The organism is Acinetobacter sp. 12966, from assembly GCF_031196995.1.
Classification (GTDB): Bacteria; Pseudomonadota; Gammaproteobacteria; order Pseudomonadales; family Moraxellaceae; genus Acinetobacter; species Acinetobacter geminorum.
In genome coordinates this window covers 24,457-41,862 of record NZ_JAVIMC010000090.1, presented here as the reverse complement: position 1 = coordinate 41,862, position 17,406 = coordinate 24,457, and the positions used below count along the sequence as shown (strand labels likewise).

The following is a 17,406-nucleotide window of genomic DNA, read 5'->3' as shown; positions in this document are numbered from 1 at the left end:
TTATACTTCCTCTCCCATTTCGGTATCTAAACCAAATTTTTTAAGTCGATAGCGCAAAGAACGAAATGTCATTCCTAGCTTTTTAGCTGCCAAAGTTCGATTCCAATGCGTCATGTTTAGTGCATTTAGTAAAATGTCTTTTTCGATATTTTCTAAGTAGCGTTCTAAACCTTCTATTGGAAATTTTGGATGAGTTTGAGCAGTTAGCGTTTGATTTACCTGTTTAGTTGCGATTTGCGGACTAACACTATTGCATCTAACAGGAGGTGCCAAGTGTTTCAAATCAATATATTCATCATCACTTAAAGTAATAGCTCGTTCAATCATATTTCTTAATTCACGAACATTACCCGGAAAATCTTGCTGCAATAAGTAAGTTTCAGCGCTCGCTGTTAATTGTTTGCTTGAAATTCCCCATTCCGTACAAACCTTTTGAATAAAATGATTGGCTAAGAGCAAAATATCTCCACCACGTTCACGCAGTGGTGGCAACATGATATCCATAACATGGATACGGAAGAATAAGTCCTGACGGAATTTACCTTGTTGGACTAACAAATCTAAATCTTGGTGACTCGCACTAATTACTCGAAAATCTACATCAATTTCCTGATCTGAACCGACAGGGCGAATTTTCTTCTCTTGTACCGCCCGAAGCAATTTAACCTGCATACTTAAAGGCAATTCGGCAATTTCATCTAAAAATAAACTGCCGCCATGAGCTGATAAAATCAGGCCTTGTTTGTCTTGGGTTGCTCCAGTAAAGCTCCCTTTTTTATGTCCAAAAAGTTCACTTTCCATGAGCTCAGTTGGGATTGCTCCGCAGTTAATTGCAATAAATGGCCCTTCACTGCGGTTACTTAAGCGGTGCATAAGATTAGCAACAACTTCTTTACCAGTACCAGACTCACCGGTAACAAACACAGGTGCTTGGGAGCGGGCTATTTTTTTAATAGCTGTCCGTAAGTTTTGTATAGGTGGTGAGCGCCCAATTAATAAGTCATTCTCTAGAGTTGTTTCACCGAACTCATGTTCTGGTTTTGGCTGGTTAAGCGCTTTTTTTAATAGCTGATCTAAATGAATTTGATTAATAGGTTTGCTGACAAAATCAAAAGCTCCAGCTTTTAATGCTGCAATTGCAATATCCATATTGCCGTATGCGGTTAAAACAGCAATGGGTGTGTGAGGGTAAGTTTGAGAAACATGTTTAACCAATTCCAAACCACTACCATCGGGTAAGTTTAAATCGGTCAAGCACGCATCGTAATGAAATTGAGTAAAGAGTTGTTTGGCCTGTTCAACCCGATAAGCAAGATGTGTCTTAATCCCCATTCGTGCAAGAGTCATTTGCATTAAAAGGCACAAATCTTCTTCATCGTCTACAAGCAAAACGAGTGGTTGCTGTTCTGCCATTTCCCCAAAAACCTAATAAAAAATCAATATATTATTGAGCATTCTATTCTGAAGCATGCCCCTTGTTTTTGCTCTACATAAGTGAGCTTTGCATGGTTTGCCTCACAAAAACTATGAGACAAATATAATCCTAAACCAGTTCCATTAATTTCGGTACTAAAAAATGGTTTAAATAATTGAGATATATCACGTTTTGAAACACCTTCACCGTAATCGATCACATCAATATAAATTTTATTTGTTTGTGAATGGATATTGATCAGAACATAGGGAGAGTCGGGTGCATTGTGGCGTAGAGCATTTCTAACAAGATTAATGAGTACTTGTCTGAGTTGCTTTTCATCAAACAATAGTTTTAAGGATAAATCAGAACTTTTAAACTGGATCGCATGTTTAACATCAGATAAATCTTCATCTAATAACGTTTTTATGAAGTCGTTTAGTTCAATCTGGATTGGATACGTTCTTTCACTGCGGGCAAGTCCTAACGTGTCTTGAACAATACTATCAATGCGTTTCGTTTGCTTGCTAATCATATTGCGCAAAGTGTTTTGCTGTTCCGCGTCACTATCTTTGAGTAATTCATTCGCTTGAACAATGGCTGCAAGAGGATTACGGATCTCATGTGCAATACTTGCTGAGAGTTGCCCTAAAGCGGCAAGTTTGAGTTGTTGAGCTTGCTGATTAATCTGCTGTGCATCTTGTAAAATGAGGAGTGTTAATGCTTGCTGTGGTACCAAAAGGTGTTGCACTTTAATATTAATAGAATAAGCCGACAGTTGAGATTCAAAAATAAATCGATCACCTTCTTTTAAATGATCAAACTTAAGAATTTCAAATAAGTCAGCATGCCATTTTGCTAAGGGATATTTTTCACTGGCAAATTGAGGTGGAATTCCTAAAAGAGAGCAGGCGGCTGGATTACTTAAAACAATGTCGTAGTTTTCATCTAGAACTAAATAGCCCTCTTCAATTTGTTCCAAGATATAGCGGTTAATATTTTGTAGTTGATAGAGTTCTATTGATTGATGGAAAGTTAGTGCTTCAAGTAGTTTAAAGCGCTGGACTGCAATTTGTCCGATTCCGTGTACTACAAAAAATAAGAAGGCCAATAAGGCGCTATTACCAATCGTATTTAAATTATTGTAGTCAAATAAACTGCCAACGAAGCGTTGGTAAATAACCGCAATGACTGCAAGTAATGTAATGAGTAAAGACATTCTTGCGCTAAGTAAAATCGCCGAAGTAAATATGGCAATAACATAGAGCAAGCTGAGTTGAAGATTTGGTTCACCTACAGAAAATGTAAGTAAACTCAGACAGATAATATCAACTACAAAAAATAAAATGAGCTGCCTTGTTGCCTGAGTGGCAATAAACTTAAAGCATAAAAGTTGAAGTAGGCTTAAGAGCGAATAGCCGAGTAGTGTATAAGAATATAAAGCGGGTTGTTGTAGGCTATTGTCGATTTGAGCATCGGTTAAAACCAAAATAATATTCAGACTAACCGCAATAATAAGGCGATATAAACCATACCACGTGCCCAAACGAAATATCGTATGGGACAAGGATGAGTTTAAGGGAAATTGCATGTAAGTCTGATTAAGGTTTGATCAGACCGTAACGAATCGCGAGATGAGTTAGTTTAACATCACTATCAATGGCTAGCTTTTCAAAAATACGGTAGCGGTAAGTATTCACTGTTTTGACACTTACAAAAAGTTTGTCTGCAATTTCTTGAGCGCTAATACAATTTACAACCATCATTGCAACTTGCATTTCTCGTTCAGATAGTGAGTCAAAAGGCGATTGTTGTGTATCGGATAAATATGAGCTCGCTAATTGCTCGGCAATATCGGCGCTGAAGTATTTGCCACCTTGCATCACTTTATTAATTGCGCGAACCATTTCTGTAATTGGAGCACCTTTGGTAATGTAACCTTTAGCTCCTGCTTTAAGCAACAGAGATGGGTAAGGTTCTTCTGCTAAGCCACTGACTGCAATCACTTTTGTATCTGGTGCGGTTTGTAGTAAACGGCGGGTTGTTTCTACGCCACCGATGCCAGGCATGTTGACATCAAGTAGCACAACTTGAGGATGTTTCTGACGAACAATAGCAATTGCTTCTTCACCCGATTCGGCTTGTCCAATGACCTCTACATCGGCATGATCTTCTAACATACGGCAGATACCTGTACGTACAAGTTCATGGTCATCCACAACTAAAACTGTAATCAAGAAGACCTCCTTTCTTTCAAAAAACAAGTTTTTTGTTACATAAAGCAAAATTAGCTTGCAATGGAATGACAAAATTAGCAATCCTATTCTCATATAGTGAGCGAATAGTTGTGCACAATTGTGTCGGTAAAAGCGTTATACCTTATCCCTCAAATGTAAGGCATAATGATAGTAAGCGCAAATGTGTATCACCCTGAGTCGAGTATTGTGCCGTGAAAAATTCTAAAAAGTCTTTAATGCATGTGCTAAGCATGTCTATTTTGCTTAGTTTGAGTTCAACAAGCTTTGCAGAACTCGTCAATAACCCGTCCTCAGGGAATAGTGGTACTGCAAGCTTAAATTGGTCAGCAGCGGATGCTAGTCAATTTTTAAATGATGAAGATGATGCACCAACTCCGCAAGGTTCAACATCTGTAACTACAACTTTGCGTGGCAGTAATGCGCCAAAAGTTATTAGCTCTACTCCTAGAGTTGCTCCAATCCGTGATACCGTGGGTTATAACGCCCAGCCGAGTGTCAGTGCACGTGCGGCACTTGTGATGGATGCGCAAACTGGTGAAGTGCTTTACAGTAAAAATACAAACGCTTCTGTGCCAATTGCTTCTATTACCAAATTGATGACAGCAGTTGTAACCGCAGATGCACGTTTGAACATGTCAGAAGAAATTACACTTGAGCAAATTGATTTTGCTGGTGCTGGTGGGAAAAACTCAAGTTCAACCTTACGTGTTGGCGACAAGATGAACCGTGCAGAAGTTCTTTTGTTTGCTTTAATGAAATCTGAAAACCCAGCAGCGGCTGCTTTAGCGCGTACTTATCCAGGTGGTCGTCCTGCATTCGTAGCTGCAATGAATGCTAAAGCACGTGCACTAGGTATGACGGCTACCCATTATATTGAATCTACGGGCTTACATCCGCAAAATGTATCTTCAGCACGTGATTTAGGTATTTTGGTAAGTACAGCATCTCAATATGGCTTGATTCGTCAATTCTCAACTACACCGACTTATGACTTTAACTTGGGGTATCGCGTGTTGAAATCTAACAACACAAATGCTCTAGTTCGTAATGGTGGTTGGAATATTAACTTGTCTAAAACTGGATATATTAATGAAGCAGGTCGCTGTGTTGTGATGCACACGACTGTAAATTCACGTCCGGCAGTCATTGTATTACTTGGTGAACCAAGTACACAGGCACGTAATAATGATGCAACTAACTTATTGGGTTGGTTAAGCAATTTACCAAAACGTATTTAATTTCAATATTCTAAAAAACGCTTCTATCAAGAAGCGTTTTTTTTTATGGCTATAAAAAGACATAAAAAACGGCTGTATTAAACAGCCGTTTTTTGAAAAATCAGATCTTACATATTAGATAAAATAGAATCTTTTACTTGGTCCATTGTTGCATCAATTGATAACATAACTGCATCAGCACATTGTTTGATTGCAGTGTCAGGATCTTTCAAGCCATTACCAGTTACTGTACATACAATTACAGAACCTTCAGCAATTTTACCCGCTTTAATATCACGGATCGCACCGCCGATAGAAGCAGCAGACGCTGGCTCAACAAATACACCTTCATACATAGAAAGTAAGCGTTGAGCTTCTAAAATTTCGCTGTCTTGAAGTTCATCAAACCAGCCTTTAGAGTCACGTACTACAGCTTTTGCATGGTTCCAGCTTTGTGGATTACCAATACGGATTGCAGTTGCAACAGTTTCAGGGCTTTCAACTGGAGCACCACGTAAGAATGGAGCTGCGCCAGAAGCTTGGTAACCCACCATTGTTGGTAAGCCTTCTGGTTTTGGACCAGTGAATTGATCAGTAGCAGCATCATAAATCACTTGTTCAAACTGATCAGCAGGTTGGTTTGCTACAGCTTCGGTATAACCCATCCAGTGAGCAGTGATGTTACCTGCGTTACCTACAGGTAAGCAGTGGTAATCAGGTGCGCGGCCTAAAGCTTCAACGATTTCATAAGCAATAGTCTTTTGACCTTGCAAACGGTAAGGGTTGATTGAGTTTACAATCGTTACAGGCGCTTGATCAGCGACTTCTTTTACAAGACGCATACCATCATCAAAGTTACCACGAATTTGCATAGTGATCGCACCATACATCATCGCTTGTGCCATTTTACCCATCGCAATTTTGCCTTCTGGAATCAAAACAAATGCTTTGATACCAGCACGTGCAGCATAGGCAGCAGCAGCAGCAGAAGTGTTACCAGTAGATGCGCAGATAATCGCTTTAGAGCCTTCTTCAACTGCTTTGGTTACAGCCATGGTCATACCACGGTCTTTAAATGAACCAGTTGGGTTTAAACCCTCGTATTTCACATAAATTTCAACATCTTTGCCAATAATACGTGGAATATTCTCAAGTTTAATGAGTGGGGTGTTGCCTTCACCCAAAGAGATAGCACGAGTAGTTGCCGAAACTGGCAAACGGTCACGATAACGATCTACAAGACCAGTATAACGATTGGCATTAGACATGATGGTGTTCCAATTAGAGATGAAGCGGGAGAGGGAATCTTTCCCTCAACCTGATTAACTATCGAGCGATTCTAAACGAATTCTTACGATTTCGCCACGAATTGCAGGTAATGCTTGAATTTGTGCAAGAGCATCATCCATTTTTGATTCAACGATTGGATCGGTCAGAATCACGATTGGAATAAGGTCTTTTAAACGAGATTGTTGCATGATCGCATCAATACTAATTCCAGCGCGACTTAAGATGGTAGTTACATCTGCAAGTACGCCAGTTTGGTCTTCTGCATTTAAGCGGATGTAATAACCTGTGGTCATTTCTTCACGGCTTAAAATTGGCACATTGGTTAATGCTTCAAAAGCCAACTGAGGAATTGTGCCTGCACCGTCTTCGGTATAAGAGATGTCACGGACAATATCAATAACATCAGCAACAACCGCAGAAGCTGTAGGACCTGCGCCTGCACCCGCGCCGTAATAGAGTGTTGGACCTACGGCATTTGCCTGAACTAAAACAGCATTTTTAACACCGTTTACATTCGCAATAAGCTGTTCATCTGGAATAAGTGTTGGGTGAACACGTAACTCAATACCTTTTTCAGCACGACGTGCAATACCGAGATGTTTAATGCGGAAACCAAGATCTTCTGCATATTTCACATCTTGTGCAGTGATTTTGCTGATACCTTCGGTATAAACCTTATCAAATTGAAGAGGAATACCAAACGCACAAGACGCTAAAATGGTAAGTTTATGCGCAGCATCAATACCTTCAACGTCAAAAGTTGGGTCTGCTTCTGCATAACCGAGTTCTTGAGCTTCTTTTAATACATCATCAAATGCACGACCTTTCTCACGCATTTCAGTCAGAATAAAGTTACCTGTACCATTAATAATACCTGCCAACCATTCGATATGGTTGGCAGCAAGACCTTCACGGATCACTTTAATAATTGGAATACCGCCAGCAACTGCTGCTTCATAAGCAATTTGCACAGCATTGTCTTCTGCTGCTTTAAATAATTCATTGCCATGTTCAGCGAGTAACGCTTTGTTTGCAGTCACGACTTGTTTGCCGTGTTTGATCGCTTCCATGATAACTTCGTAAGCAGGGTGGATCCCACCCATAACTTCAACAACGACATCAACGTCTGGTTGACGAACGATGTCAAGTAAATCGGCGCTTTGTTTAATCCCTTCCAATTCAAGATCTGGACGAGGGCGGCGTGTTCCAACGTGGGTAATTTGAATTTCTCGACCGGTGCGACGTTTAATTTCAGCGGCATTTTCTTGTAGTAGTTTAAGGGCTCCTCCACCTACGGTTCCTAGACCGAGTATTGCCAGGCGAACTGGTTTCACGTCACACTCCATTCATCATTTAATCATTTAGTTGAAGCTAGATCATAGCTAAAAAAAACGCCAGACTCTAGCGCTTTTAGTGCTTGTTCAATGAATTAGAGTGCGATGTTTGGAAAAGAAGAGTAGATCAGTCTTTAAACAGAGGTTGTTTGAATATTAATTATTGAAAAAACAAAGCGCTGCAATCAGAGCAGCGCTTTTTAAAAGAGATAGATGATTAATCATTCACCAGCTTAAAGGATGTTATTTATCCAGACGTTTAATTAATTCATCTGGTGTTAGGTATCCACCTAAGTACTCGCCATCAACATTGTAAATAGCTGGTGTTCCATTTACACCCATGTTTAAGCCAAGTTGATATTGTTCACGCACAGGGTTTTTACATTGAGCAGGTGGGATATTAATACCTTGTACTGCTTGGTTAAAGGCAGCTTTACGGTCTGCACTACACCATACAGCTTCCATGGTCGGCATAAATTGTTCACCGCGTGGCCAAGCGATATAACGTACCTCAATACCTTTTTCATTAATTTCAGGTAAATGCTCATGTAATTTATGGCAATAAGGACAGCTTGCATCGGTAAACACATAAATCACATGTTTAGCCTTACCACCTTTAGCTGGGTAGACAATCAAATCTTCATTTTTTAAAGCAGCCAGATGCTTTTTATTTTCTGAAGCTTGAAGATTATCGCCAATATTATGCAGTTCTTTACCGCCTAAACGAATGACATCACCTTGAATCAGGTATTTACCATCGCTGGTTGTATAAATCGACGTCATCCCTTCGAGATTTACCCAATATAAGTTAGGCACTTCAGTAGGCTTGATATCTAGAATTTTGGCGTTGATGTTTGCATTCTTAAATTGTTTTTGCAAAGTTTCAATTAAACGCTGTTTCTCATTGCGTTCAATGATGGTTGAAGCTTCCCCAGTAGCAGGTGCGGTCGCAGTGAGCGCATCTTCTTTTTGTGGTTTGTTTTCTTTAGAACAAGCACTGAATAACAGGCTAGAGGCCAACGCACAGGCAAGAAAAAGTTGAGATCGGGTAAAAGACATAGATAACCCTTATTTCATCAGTATTTATAGTCAGAAGCTGCTAAGCATAACAAAAAATCTAGTGTGTATTGTTAAAACTTTCTTAACCTTTGTGAACGAAATCAATTGATTGTTGGGTGTATTTAAAATAATAAGTTTTAAATTTTTTAACCTCTAGGATGATGTTTTTCATGCAATTGTTGCATTCTTACTTGTGCTACATGTGTATAAATTTGAGTAGTTGATAGGTCACTATGGCCCAGTAACATTTGTACTACGCGTAAATCGGCGCCGTGATTGAGCAGGTGTGTTGCAAAGGCGTGACGTAAGGTGTGAGGTGATAGTTCAGCTTGAATATTGGCTTGAAGCGCGTAACGCTTAATGGCATACCAGAAGTTCTGACGGCTCATAATCCCGCCATGCTGAGTTAAAAATAGGTAGTCGGTTGAACTTTTATAAAGTTGAGGCCGAGCATCCTGTAAGTAGCGTTCTACCCATTCACAAGCAAATTGGCCTAGCGGGACCAAACGCTCTTTATTACCTTTACCAGTAATTCTTAAATAGCCTTGTTTTAGGTTAATAAGTTCTAGGCGTAAGTTCAGCAGTTCTGAAACACGTAAACCACATGCGTAAAGAACTTCAAACATTGCCCGATCACGCAAACCCAGTGCCGTATCAATATCAGGAGCCTGAATCAGTGCTTCGACATCTTCTTCTGATAAATCTTTGGGTAAGGCTCTGCCAATTTTGGGAGAATGATGGGTTGCTACAGGATTATCGCTTCGTAATTTCTGTTCACGTAAAAATTTGTAAAACTGGCGTAGAGCAGATAAGCAGCGGGCAATCGAGCGCGGGCTTTTTCCAACTTTAGTCAACTCAATCAAAACATCAGCGATATCATCACTAGTCCACTCTGGGAGAGCTGATTTTTTATGAAGTTCACTGCATTGAATGAGGTCGGATAAATAAGCATTACGTGTATGTGGACTTACCGTCTGAGCAACGAGGTAGTCGCGAAAACCTTGTAAAAAGCTTAAATGTTCAGGTATTTGAACAGGGCTTGGAATACGCGGTTTTTTATTCAACATACACTACATCCTCTAAACCTCTGTACTTTAAAAGAAACTTTAAGGTTTGTCGATTAAACTGAATAAGAAGTGAAATTTAACCTTATTTGGTAATTATTCTCATTTATATGTATACTATTAAAAAAGGTTTAGGATCGGATGCGGTGCGTTTATCAGCTTTAAAAGTGAAGCAAGCGGCGACCATCACCAAAGTGAATCGGATAGAACTAGAGTCCGAGCAACAAGATTTGGTCGCAATTCGTTTGGAAAGTCTGGGCTTTGTACCGGGCACACGAGTGGAAGTGATTACCAAAGGTGTTTTTGGTGGTGATCCGATCTTGATCCAAATAGGCTTTACTCGTTTCGCTTTACGTAAAGCAGAAGCGGAAAAAATTGAAATTCAAGTAGAAGAAGGAGTACCCGCATGAGTGATGCGTTACGTATTGCCCTTGTGGGAAACCCTAACTGTGGTAAAACCTCTCTTTTTAACCATTTAACTGGAACTCGACAAAAAGTTGCAAACTATGCGGGCGTAACGGTCGAGCGTAAGGTTGGTCATTTTCAGTTGCCTTCAGGTCGAGCTGTGCGTGTACTCGATTTACCGGGTACATATAGTCTTAATGCAACCAGTCCTGATGAAGTGATTACCCGTGATGTTTGCTTGGGTAAAATTGCAGAAGAGGGGCAGCAAGATGCCTTTTTATGTGTGGTTGATGCAACTAACTTAAAATTGCATTTAGGGCTAGTGCTCGAAATGATCGAGCTAGGTCGTCCGATTTTACTTGTACTGAATATGATGGATGAAGCGCGTCGTCGTGGTATCCAAATTAATACTCAAAAGCTGTCCCAGCGTTTGGGCGTACCTGTTGTTGAAACAGTTGCTGTCCGTAATGCGGGTATTGAAAATTTATTACACGCCCTTGATCAAGAAAAATACAGTGTGCCACAAACCGAACTGAGTGGTTTAACTGGGACTCATCATCAGAAAATCGATATGATTTTTAAAGATGTTGTTCATTATGTTGATCAGGGTGATAAGCGGACTGATTTTCTAGATCGGATTTTCTTACATCCAGTTTTAGGTTTACTTAGCCTTGCCATCATGATGTTTATTGTGTTCCAAGCAGTTTTTGCATGGGCAGCTCCTTTTATGGACGGTATTGAGGGCTTCTTCGGCTGGCTGGGTGAAGTAATAGGAAGTGTGATTACGCAGCCACTACTGCATAGTCTGGTTGTCGACGGAATTATTGCGGGTGCAGGTGGCGTAGTTGTGTTCTTGCCACAAATTTTGATCTTGTTCTTCTTCATTTTGGTATTAGAAGAATCGGGCTATTTACCGCGTGCAGCATTCTTGCTTGATAAATTAATGTTCCAAGCTGGCTTAAGTGGTCGTGCTTTCATTCCTTTACTTTCAAGCTTTGCTTGTGCAGTACCGGGGATTATGGCAACGCGTAGTATTAGTGACCCTCGTGATCGTTTTACGACCATTATGGTTGCGCCTTTAATGACCTGTTCGGCACGTTTACCGGTCTATGCCTTGCTGATTGCTGCCTTCATTCCAGAGAAAATGGTCTGGGGTATTTTTAACCTGCAAGGTTTAGTGCTTTTCGGTCTGTATATGGCTGGTATTGTGAGTGCTCTTTGCGTTTCATTTTTAATGAAGTTTTTGCAAAAAGATAAATCACAGCATGCTTTACTGCTAGAGCTGCCAAGTTATCGTTTCCCTGATTTAAAAAGTGTGGGAATCGGTTTATTGGATCGTGCAAAGATCTTCTTGAAACGCGTCGGTGGAATCATTTTTGCGCTCTCTATTTTGCTTTGGTTCTTGTGTACTTTTCCGCAGCCACCAGAAGGGGCGACATTACCTGCCATAGATTATAGTTTTGCAGGTATGCTCGGGCATCTTATACAACCTTTATTTGCTCCAATTGGTTTTAACTGGCAAATCTGTATTGCTTTAATTCCAGCTATGGCAGCTCGTGAAGTGGTAGTTGCGGCATTAGGTACAGTTTATGCCTTGTCTGCAACAGATGATGATGCTGTGGCACAAGGTTTGTCCCATCTGATTAGTGCAGATGGAACAGGTTGGTCTTTGGCAACAGGTTTATCGCTTTTAGTGTGGTTCATTTATGCTCCACATTGTTTGGCAACATTGGCAACGGTACGCCGTGAAACAGGTTCATGGAAACATGTTGCAGCTATGACTGCATATCTGTTTGGTTTAGCTTATTTTGCATCGTTTGTTACCTATCAAATTGCTTCCCACTATTGGGGCTAAGGCAATAAAGGAGGTTGTATATGGTTCAATATCTGATTATTGCGGTTTTAGTGATTTGGAGTGCTGTAGTTGTTTTTAAGAAAGTATTTCCGAAAACAGCAAATTTAGTCTTTTCTTCACTCTCTGCATTTTGCGAAAAGCAGGGTTGGGCAACTTTGGCAAAGTGGCTTAAACCGAAAATGACCTTTGGTTGTGCTGGCGGTTGTGGTTGTTCAAGCGAAGATAAACCTACGAATACAGTTCAAGAAATTAAGCCGATTAAATGGCAGTAGATTCAGTATTTCTTGTTTCGTTTAAAAAGCCATCATATTGATGGCTTTTTTACGCACTGACACAAAAAAAGATGAATAAAGTTCAAACTGAAAAAGCATTCAAAACAGCAAAGTGCTAACATTTTTGCCATTCTGTCGATTGATAAATTGTGGGGCAAAAATGTTAATACAACGTGGTGGGTTAAAAGTTGTAGCAGGCTTGGGAATATCAGGCGTTTCTGCTGTAAATTTCTTGCATGAACAAGGCTACCAAGTTGCAGTAACAGACTCTCGTCCCACGCCACCAGGGCATGATCAGATTCCGGCAGGAGTAAAGACAAGTTTCGGTCAACTTGACCAAGAATTATTATTACAAGCAGAAGAAATTATTTTAAGTCCAGGCCTTGCACCTCAATTACCGGAAATTCAGGCAGCTATTGCTAAGGGTATTTCTGTGGTAGGGGATATTCAATTATTACGCCGTGCAACCGATGTGCCTATTGTGGCTATTACTGGCTCTAATGCGAAAAGTACAGTAACGACTTTAATTGGCTTAATGGCTAAAGATGCGGGTAAGAAAGTTGCTGTAGGTGGCAATCTTGGACGCCCAGCTCTAGATTTATTAAAAGATCAACCTGAATTAATTGTACTTGAGCTATCAAGTTTTCAGCTAGAAACCACGTCTCATTTGAATGCTGAAGTTGCTGTGGTTCTCAATATGAGTGAAGATCACTTAGATCGTCACGGCAATATGTTGGGTTACCATCAAGCAAAACACCGTATTTTCCAAGGTGTTAAAAAAGTAGTATTTAACCGTGATGATGCTTTAAGTCGTCCTCTTGTTCCAGATACCACGCCAATGCAAAGCTTTGGTTTAAATGCACCAGATTTAAATCAATATGGTGTTTTAAGAGATGGTGATGGCACGCTTTGGCTTGCGCGTGGTTTACAGCGTTTAATTAAAAGCTCAGATTTATATATTCAAGGCATGCATAACGCAGCAAATGCTTTAGCTTGTCTCGCATTAGGAGAGGCAATAGGCCTGCCTATGGAATCTATGCTTGAAACCTTAAAACAATTTAAAGGCTTAGAGCATCGCTGTGAATATGTAAAGACTGTGCATGATGTACGTTATTACAATGACTCTAAAGGCACCAACGTTGGTGCTACGCTTGCAGCGATTGATGGTTTAGGCGCTGCCATTGAGGTTAAAAAAGGTAAAGTTGCCTTGATTTTAGGCGGGCAAGGTAAAGGTCAGGATTTTGGACCATTACGTTCTTCTATCGAAAAATATGCCAAAGTTGTGGTATTGATTGGTGAGGATGCTCCGGTTATTGAACAAGCAATTCAAGGTGCAACCAAAATTTTACATGCAGCAACGCTTAAAGAAGCTGTAGAGCTGTCTCAACGTGAAACTCAGGCCGAAGATGTGGTGTTGTTATCACCAGCATGTGCAAGTTTTGATATGTTTAAAAGTTATAATGACCGTGGTCAGCAGTTTGTTGCCTGCGTCAATTCGTTGGTTTAAAGAAAACATGATTAGGAATGTAGTATGGCAGGCTTAGCTCAGACCACAATCCAGAAAATCAATCATTGGTATGAACGGATATTGCCTAAATGGCCAGCGGAAGTGACGCCACGTAATGTCCTGATTTTCTGTGTCGTTGCATTATTGTGTATCGGTTCCGTGATGGTTGCATCTGCTTCGATGCCCTATGCTGAATATATGCATGAAAACCCGTTTCACTATGTGATTCGTCATGGTATTTCGATTGTCGCTGCGGGTGTGGTGGCTTATTTGACCTATCGAATATCACTAAATACGTGGTTTAAAAATACCTTCCCGCTGTGGTTATTAACCATGGTTCTGTTGCTTGCTGCTTTGGTAGTGGGTTCGGAAGTCAACGGTTCTACACGTTGGATTAAGATCGGTGGCTTTACCTTGCAGCCAACCGAGGTTGCCAAAGTCATGATGGCGATCTTTACCGCAGACTACGTTGTACGCCGTGCCAAAGAGGTTCGTACTCATTGGAAAGGCTTATTGCGTTTAAGTGGGGTTATGGCAATCACGGTTGGTTTAATTATTGCTGAGCCTGACTTGGGAGCAACTGTCGTTATTGTCATGATGATGGTTGGGGTGTTCTTTTTAGCGGGTGCGCCGCCAACTCAGTTCTTAATCATGCTTGGCGCGATTGTCACGGGTATCGTGTTTTTGATCTTATTTGAACCATACCGTTTCCAGCGTTTGATCTCGTTTACTGACCCATGGGCAGATCCATTAGGTGTAGGTTATCAGTTATCAAATGCACTAATGGCTTTTGGTCGTGGTGAATGGTTTGGTACAGGCTTAGGTCACAGTGTACAAAAACTATCTTATTTACCTGAAGCGCATACTGACTTTATGTTGGCAGTGCTAGGTGAAGAATTTGGTTTCGTGGGTATTTCTATTGTTATTGGCTTGTCTTTCTTGATGCTAGCATGTTGTATCAAAATTGGTCACCGTGCTTTGAAACATCATTACCTTCGTGCAGGCTATTTAGCTTACGGCATTAGTATTATTTTCTTGCTTCAGATTTTGGTAAATGCGGGCATGAATATGGGTTTAATGCCGACGAAAGGTTTGACTTTGCCATTCATTAGTTATGGTGGTACGTCTTTAATGATGTGTGCAGCGATGATTAGCTTAATCTTAAAGATTGATGCATCAACACAAGAAGTCAACCCAGAACGAGAAGAGTCAAACTTCTAATTACTATAAATAATAAAAAAGCCCGATATCAAATCGGGCTTTTTTATTATTTATAAATATGTGCCGCTGAGCTCTTGGACATGAGGAATCAAATCAACATTCCACTGCGCTACAGCCTGTTTGAGCATCGCTCTAGGCTGATCTAAATCAACGTTGGGTTGTCCCAAGGCCAGTATTGCTTTTTGAAGTAATTCAGGCGCTTTTGATAAATCGAGTGCTTGGGCTAGATTTTGTTTAGAGAGCTTTTGCCCTTGGTCATTCATTGCAAGGGGAAGGTGCATATAGCTTAGTTGAGGATAACCTAGAAGCTGGCCTAACCAAATCTGACGTTCGGTGTTATCTAATAAGTCCGCGCCTCGAACGACATGGGTAATACCTTGTAGATAATCATCCACAACGACCGCAAGTTGATAGTTAATAATTCCATCACGGCGCTTAAGAACAAAATCTCCAAGATCGTGTTGTAGATTAGAGCAATGACGTCCTTGCAATCGATCATCAAAACAGATCTGCTGATCTTGAACTTTTACCCGAATCGCTTGACCTTGAAAATCAAGATTGAGATCGCGGCAAGTACCTGCATAGATTGCATTTGAACCAAGCATTTTGCGGGTACATTGACATGCATAGATAAGACCTTCTCTTTTGAGTTGGTCTAATACGCTTTCATAAATGTCTAAACGATTTTTTTGAAAGATGATCTCTGTATCGGGTTCGAACTGGAAGGCTTCAAGTGATGTGAGAATATGCTCTTCGCTGCCAGGATAAATACGAGGAATATCTGTATCTTCGACACGAACGAGCCATTTGCCTTGATGGGCTTTTGCATCGCAATAGCTGGCAACAGCAGTAATGAGTGATCCAAAATGCAAAGGGCCGGTTGGCGATGGCGCAAACCGACCTGAGTATGAAAAGCTAGGCTTTTCTTGAGTAGCTACAGCGGTCATATTAACCGTTATTTTGCTTCTCTTTAATTTCTGCCAAAGTTTTGCAGTCAATACATAACGTTGCAGTTGGACGCGCTTCTAAACGACGTAAGCCGATTTCAATACCACAAGTTTCACAGAAACCGTAGTCTTCATTCTTAATAGCTTCCATAGATTGTTCGATTTTACGAATTAACTTACGTTCACGGTCACGTGTACGTAATTCAATTGCAAATTCTTCTTCTTGGGTCGCACGGTCGTTTACATCTGGCAGTGCAGTTGATTCGTCTTGCATCGTATTTAAAGTACGATCAACTTCAGACATTAATTCAGCTTTCCATGCTTGCAGAATTTGTCGGAAATGCTCGAGCTGTCCTTCAGACATGTACTCTTCATTTTTCTTAGGTTGATAAGGTGCAATACCAAATAAACTTGCAGTTGTGCCTATGTCAGAAGTTTTAGGTTTCACTTTACGTGCACGTTTTGCAGAAGCTTTGTCACCTTCCACTACAACTTCTGTATGTTCATCCAAAACTTGGTTGTGGTTGTCATTCGCCATAATAGGGCATTCCTCATCATACACGTATTATCTATACGCAAAAAATATGGTGATATGCAAGTGTTTTTATAGAAAACCATCGATGGGATTTTCCCATCGGGTCGTCATCATATAGATTTTTCCTGCAAGATGATAGTCATTCCGCCCCGTAAATATTTTCAAAACGTGTTTGCCCCAGTCATAATTATATATAAGCATATAAGAAATAGGGCTAATAGCCTGAAATATCAGTGTTTATATGGCCATGAAAATTTTCAAGACGGAAGACTTCTGTTTCAAAACTACCATCGTTTTTTAGACGAATGTAACGGTAGCCGGGAGCATTTTGATCGAGTGCAAAATCATTACTAAAGGGTTTAAACTGAACACTTGTCGAAGGTGTAGAGAAAAATTCGACCCCTTGCCAAATGTTGATTGAGTCTTGATGAACATGCCCGCAGACCAAAGCTTTTACATTTTTAAACGGCGTTAATGCTGTAAGTAAAGCATTAGAATTTTGTAACTTGTGATGATCAATCCATTTTGACTTCATGGCAAAAGGGTGGTGATGACAAGCCAGCAAAATCGGGTTATCTGCATACTCTTCAAGTAAAGCCGTTAAGTTCTCTAGCTGTTCTGCTGATAGATGTCCATCAATATGACCTTTTACCGCACTATTTAATAGAATAATCCGCCAGTTCCCTAAGCAAATGACCACAGGTTCCTGATGATTCTCTTTATGCAATGGAAAATGGTCAACATTGTCATGATTACCTAAGGTCTGAAAAAAGGGCAGACCAAGCGTTTGCATATATTGAATATAACGTTTGTAGGTAATAGGCGTTGGTGCCTGAGCTAGGTCCCCGGTATGGATAATTGCATCAGTTTCAGGATGTTTATTAAGTATCTGTTGAATAATGGCGTGAAAGCTTTCTTCAGGATTCATACCCACAAATTCTAAATGCGGATACTCCAATAGGTGGGTATCGGTAATTTGTATAATGACATGGTCTTTTTGTGAAAGTGTTGAGACTTGAAAAGTCACC

16 protein-coding genes are annotated in these 17,406 nt (G+C 40.4%); 6 read left to right on the top strand and 10 right to left on the bottom strand.

Going from position 1 to position 17,406, the window contains the following annotated elements; translation table 11 throughout:
* The 3 genes from RFW85_RS13650 to RFW85_RS13640 are packed head-to-tail and all read right to left on the bottom strand — an operon-like array spanning position 1 to position 3,651.
* Positions 1–1,413 (bottom strand): sigma-54 dependent transcriptional regulator, encoded by a 1,413-nt coding sequence (locus RFW85_RS13650; protein ID WP_170249507.1) that lies wholly within the window; start codon positions 1,411–1,413, stop codon positions 1–3.
* A 23-nt stretch (positions 1,414–1,436) separates the two neighbouring features.
* A complete protein-coding gene (locus RFW85_RS13645; protein WP_216076589.1) occupies positions 1,437–3,005 on the bottom strand; it encodes a PAS domain-containing sensor histidine kinase in 1,569 nt (522 codons plus the stop codon).
* A gap of 10 nt (positions 3,006–3,015) precedes the next feature.
* Positions 3,016–3,651, bottom strand: coding sequence for a response regulator (locus RFW85_RS13640; RefSeq protein WP_002121174.1), 636 nt, complete (start codon positions 3,649–3,651; stop codon positions 3,016–3,018).
* A gap of 212 nt (positions 3,652–3,863) precedes the next feature.
* Here RFW85_RS13640 and pbpG point away from each other — a divergent pair, with 212 nt between their 5' ends.
* Entirely contained in the window at positions 3,864–4,910 is a 1,047-nt protein-coding gene (gene pbpG / locus RFW85_RS13635) for a D-alanyl-D-alanine endopeptidase PBP7/8 (RefSeq protein WP_309171610.1), read from the top strand.
* Positions 4,911–5,017: 107 nt separating this feature from the next.
* Here the strand turns inward: pbpG and thrC are convergent, their stop codons facing one another.
* From thrC to xerD, 4 genes are all read right to left on the bottom strand, one after another.
* Positions 5,018–6,157: a threonine synthase gene (gene thrC / locus RFW85_RS13630; protein WP_002048893.1), complete on the bottom strand. Its 1,140-nt coding sequence runs from the start codon at positions 6,155–6,157 to the stop codon at positions 5,018–5,020.
* Between the two features lie 54 nt (positions 6,158–6,211).
* Positions 6,212–7,513, bottom strand: coding sequence for a homoserine dehydrogenase (locus RFW85_RS13625; protein ID WP_002121263.1), 1,302 nt, complete (start codon positions 7,511–7,513; stop codon positions 6,212–6,214).
* A gap of 243 nt (positions 7,514–7,756) precedes the next feature.
* The gene (locus RFW85_RS13620; protein ID WP_032006847.1) at positions 7,757–8,572 is read right to left on the bottom strand and encodes a DsbC family protein; all 816 of its coding nucleotides are present in this window, start codon (positions 8,570–8,572) and stop codon (positions 7,757–7,759) included.
* Positions 8,573–8,718: 146 nt separating this feature from the next.
* Positions 8,719–9,639 (bottom strand): site-specific tyrosine recombinase XerD, encoded by a 921-nt coding sequence (xerD, locus tag RFW85_RS13615; RefSeq protein ID WP_032006845.1) that lies wholly within the window; start codon positions 9,637–9,639, stop codon positions 8,719–8,721.
* A gap of 143 nt (positions 9,640–9,782) precedes the next feature.
* On the opposite strand from xerD, the gene RFW85_RS13610 reads away from it, so the two are divergent.
* From RFW85_RS13610 to ftsW, 5 genes are all read left to right on the top strand, one after another.
* Entirely contained in the window at positions 9,783–10,046 is a 264-nt protein-coding gene (locus RFW85_RS13610) for a FeoA family protein (RefSeq protein ID WP_081032098.1), read from the top strand.
* The gene (locus RFW85_RS13605) at positions 10,043–11,896 is read left to right on the top strand and encodes a ferrous iron transporter B (protein ID WP_033851232.1); all 1,854 of its coding nucleotides are present in this window, start codon (positions 10,043–10,045) and stop codon (positions 11,894–11,896) included. The genes RFW85_RS13610 and RFW85_RS13605 overlap by 4 nt, the downstream gene beginning before the upstream one ends.
* Positions 11,897–11,916: 20 nt before the next feature.
* The gene (locus RFW85_RS13600) at positions 11,917–12,168 is read left to right on the top strand and encodes a DUF6587 family protein (RefSeq protein ID WP_005804073.1); all 252 of its coding nucleotides are present in this window, start codon (positions 11,917–11,919) and stop codon (positions 12,166–12,168) included.
* Between the two features lie 160 nt (positions 12,169–12,328).
* Positions 12,329–13,675 (top strand): UDP-N-acetylmuramoyl-L-alanine--D-glutamate ligase, encoded by a 1,347-nt coding sequence (gene murD / locus RFW85_RS13595; RefSeq protein ID WP_309171609.1) that lies wholly within the window; start codon positions 12,329–12,331, stop codon positions 13,673–13,675.
* A 24-nt stretch (positions 13,676–13,699) separates the two neighbouring features.
* Positions 13,700–14,896 carry a putative lipid II flippase FtsW gene (ftsW, locus tag RFW85_RS13590; RefSeq protein WP_005079447.1) on the top strand — a complete coding sequence of 399 codons (1,197 nt, stop codon included), beginning with the start codon at positions 13,700–13,702 and terminating at the stop codon, positions 14,894–14,896.
* Between the two features lie 50 nt (positions 14,897–14,946).
* Here ftsW and gluQRS read toward each other — a convergent pair whose 3' ends face one another.
* The 3 genes from gluQRS to cpdA form a co-directional block, all read right to left on the bottom strand.
* A complete protein-coding gene (gluQRS, locus tag RFW85_RS13585; RefSeq protein WP_309171608.1) occupies positions 14,947–15,843 on the bottom strand; it encodes a tRNA glutamyl-Q(34) synthetase GluQRS in 897 nt (298 codons plus the stop codon).
* Position 15,844: 1 nt separating this feature from the next.
* Positions 15,845–16,381, bottom strand: coding sequence for an RNA polymerase-binding protein DksA (gene dksA / locus RFW85_RS13580; protein WP_002121205.1), 537 nt, complete (start codon positions 16,379–16,381; stop codon positions 15,845–15,847).
* Between the two features lie 211 nt (positions 16,382–16,592).
* Entirely contained in the window at positions 16,593–17,405 is an 813-nt protein-coding gene (gene cpdA / locus RFW85_RS13575) for a 3',5'-cyclic-AMP phosphodiesterase (RefSeq protein ID WP_170249500.1), read from the bottom strand.
* Position 17,406 lies beyond the last annotated feature (1 nt).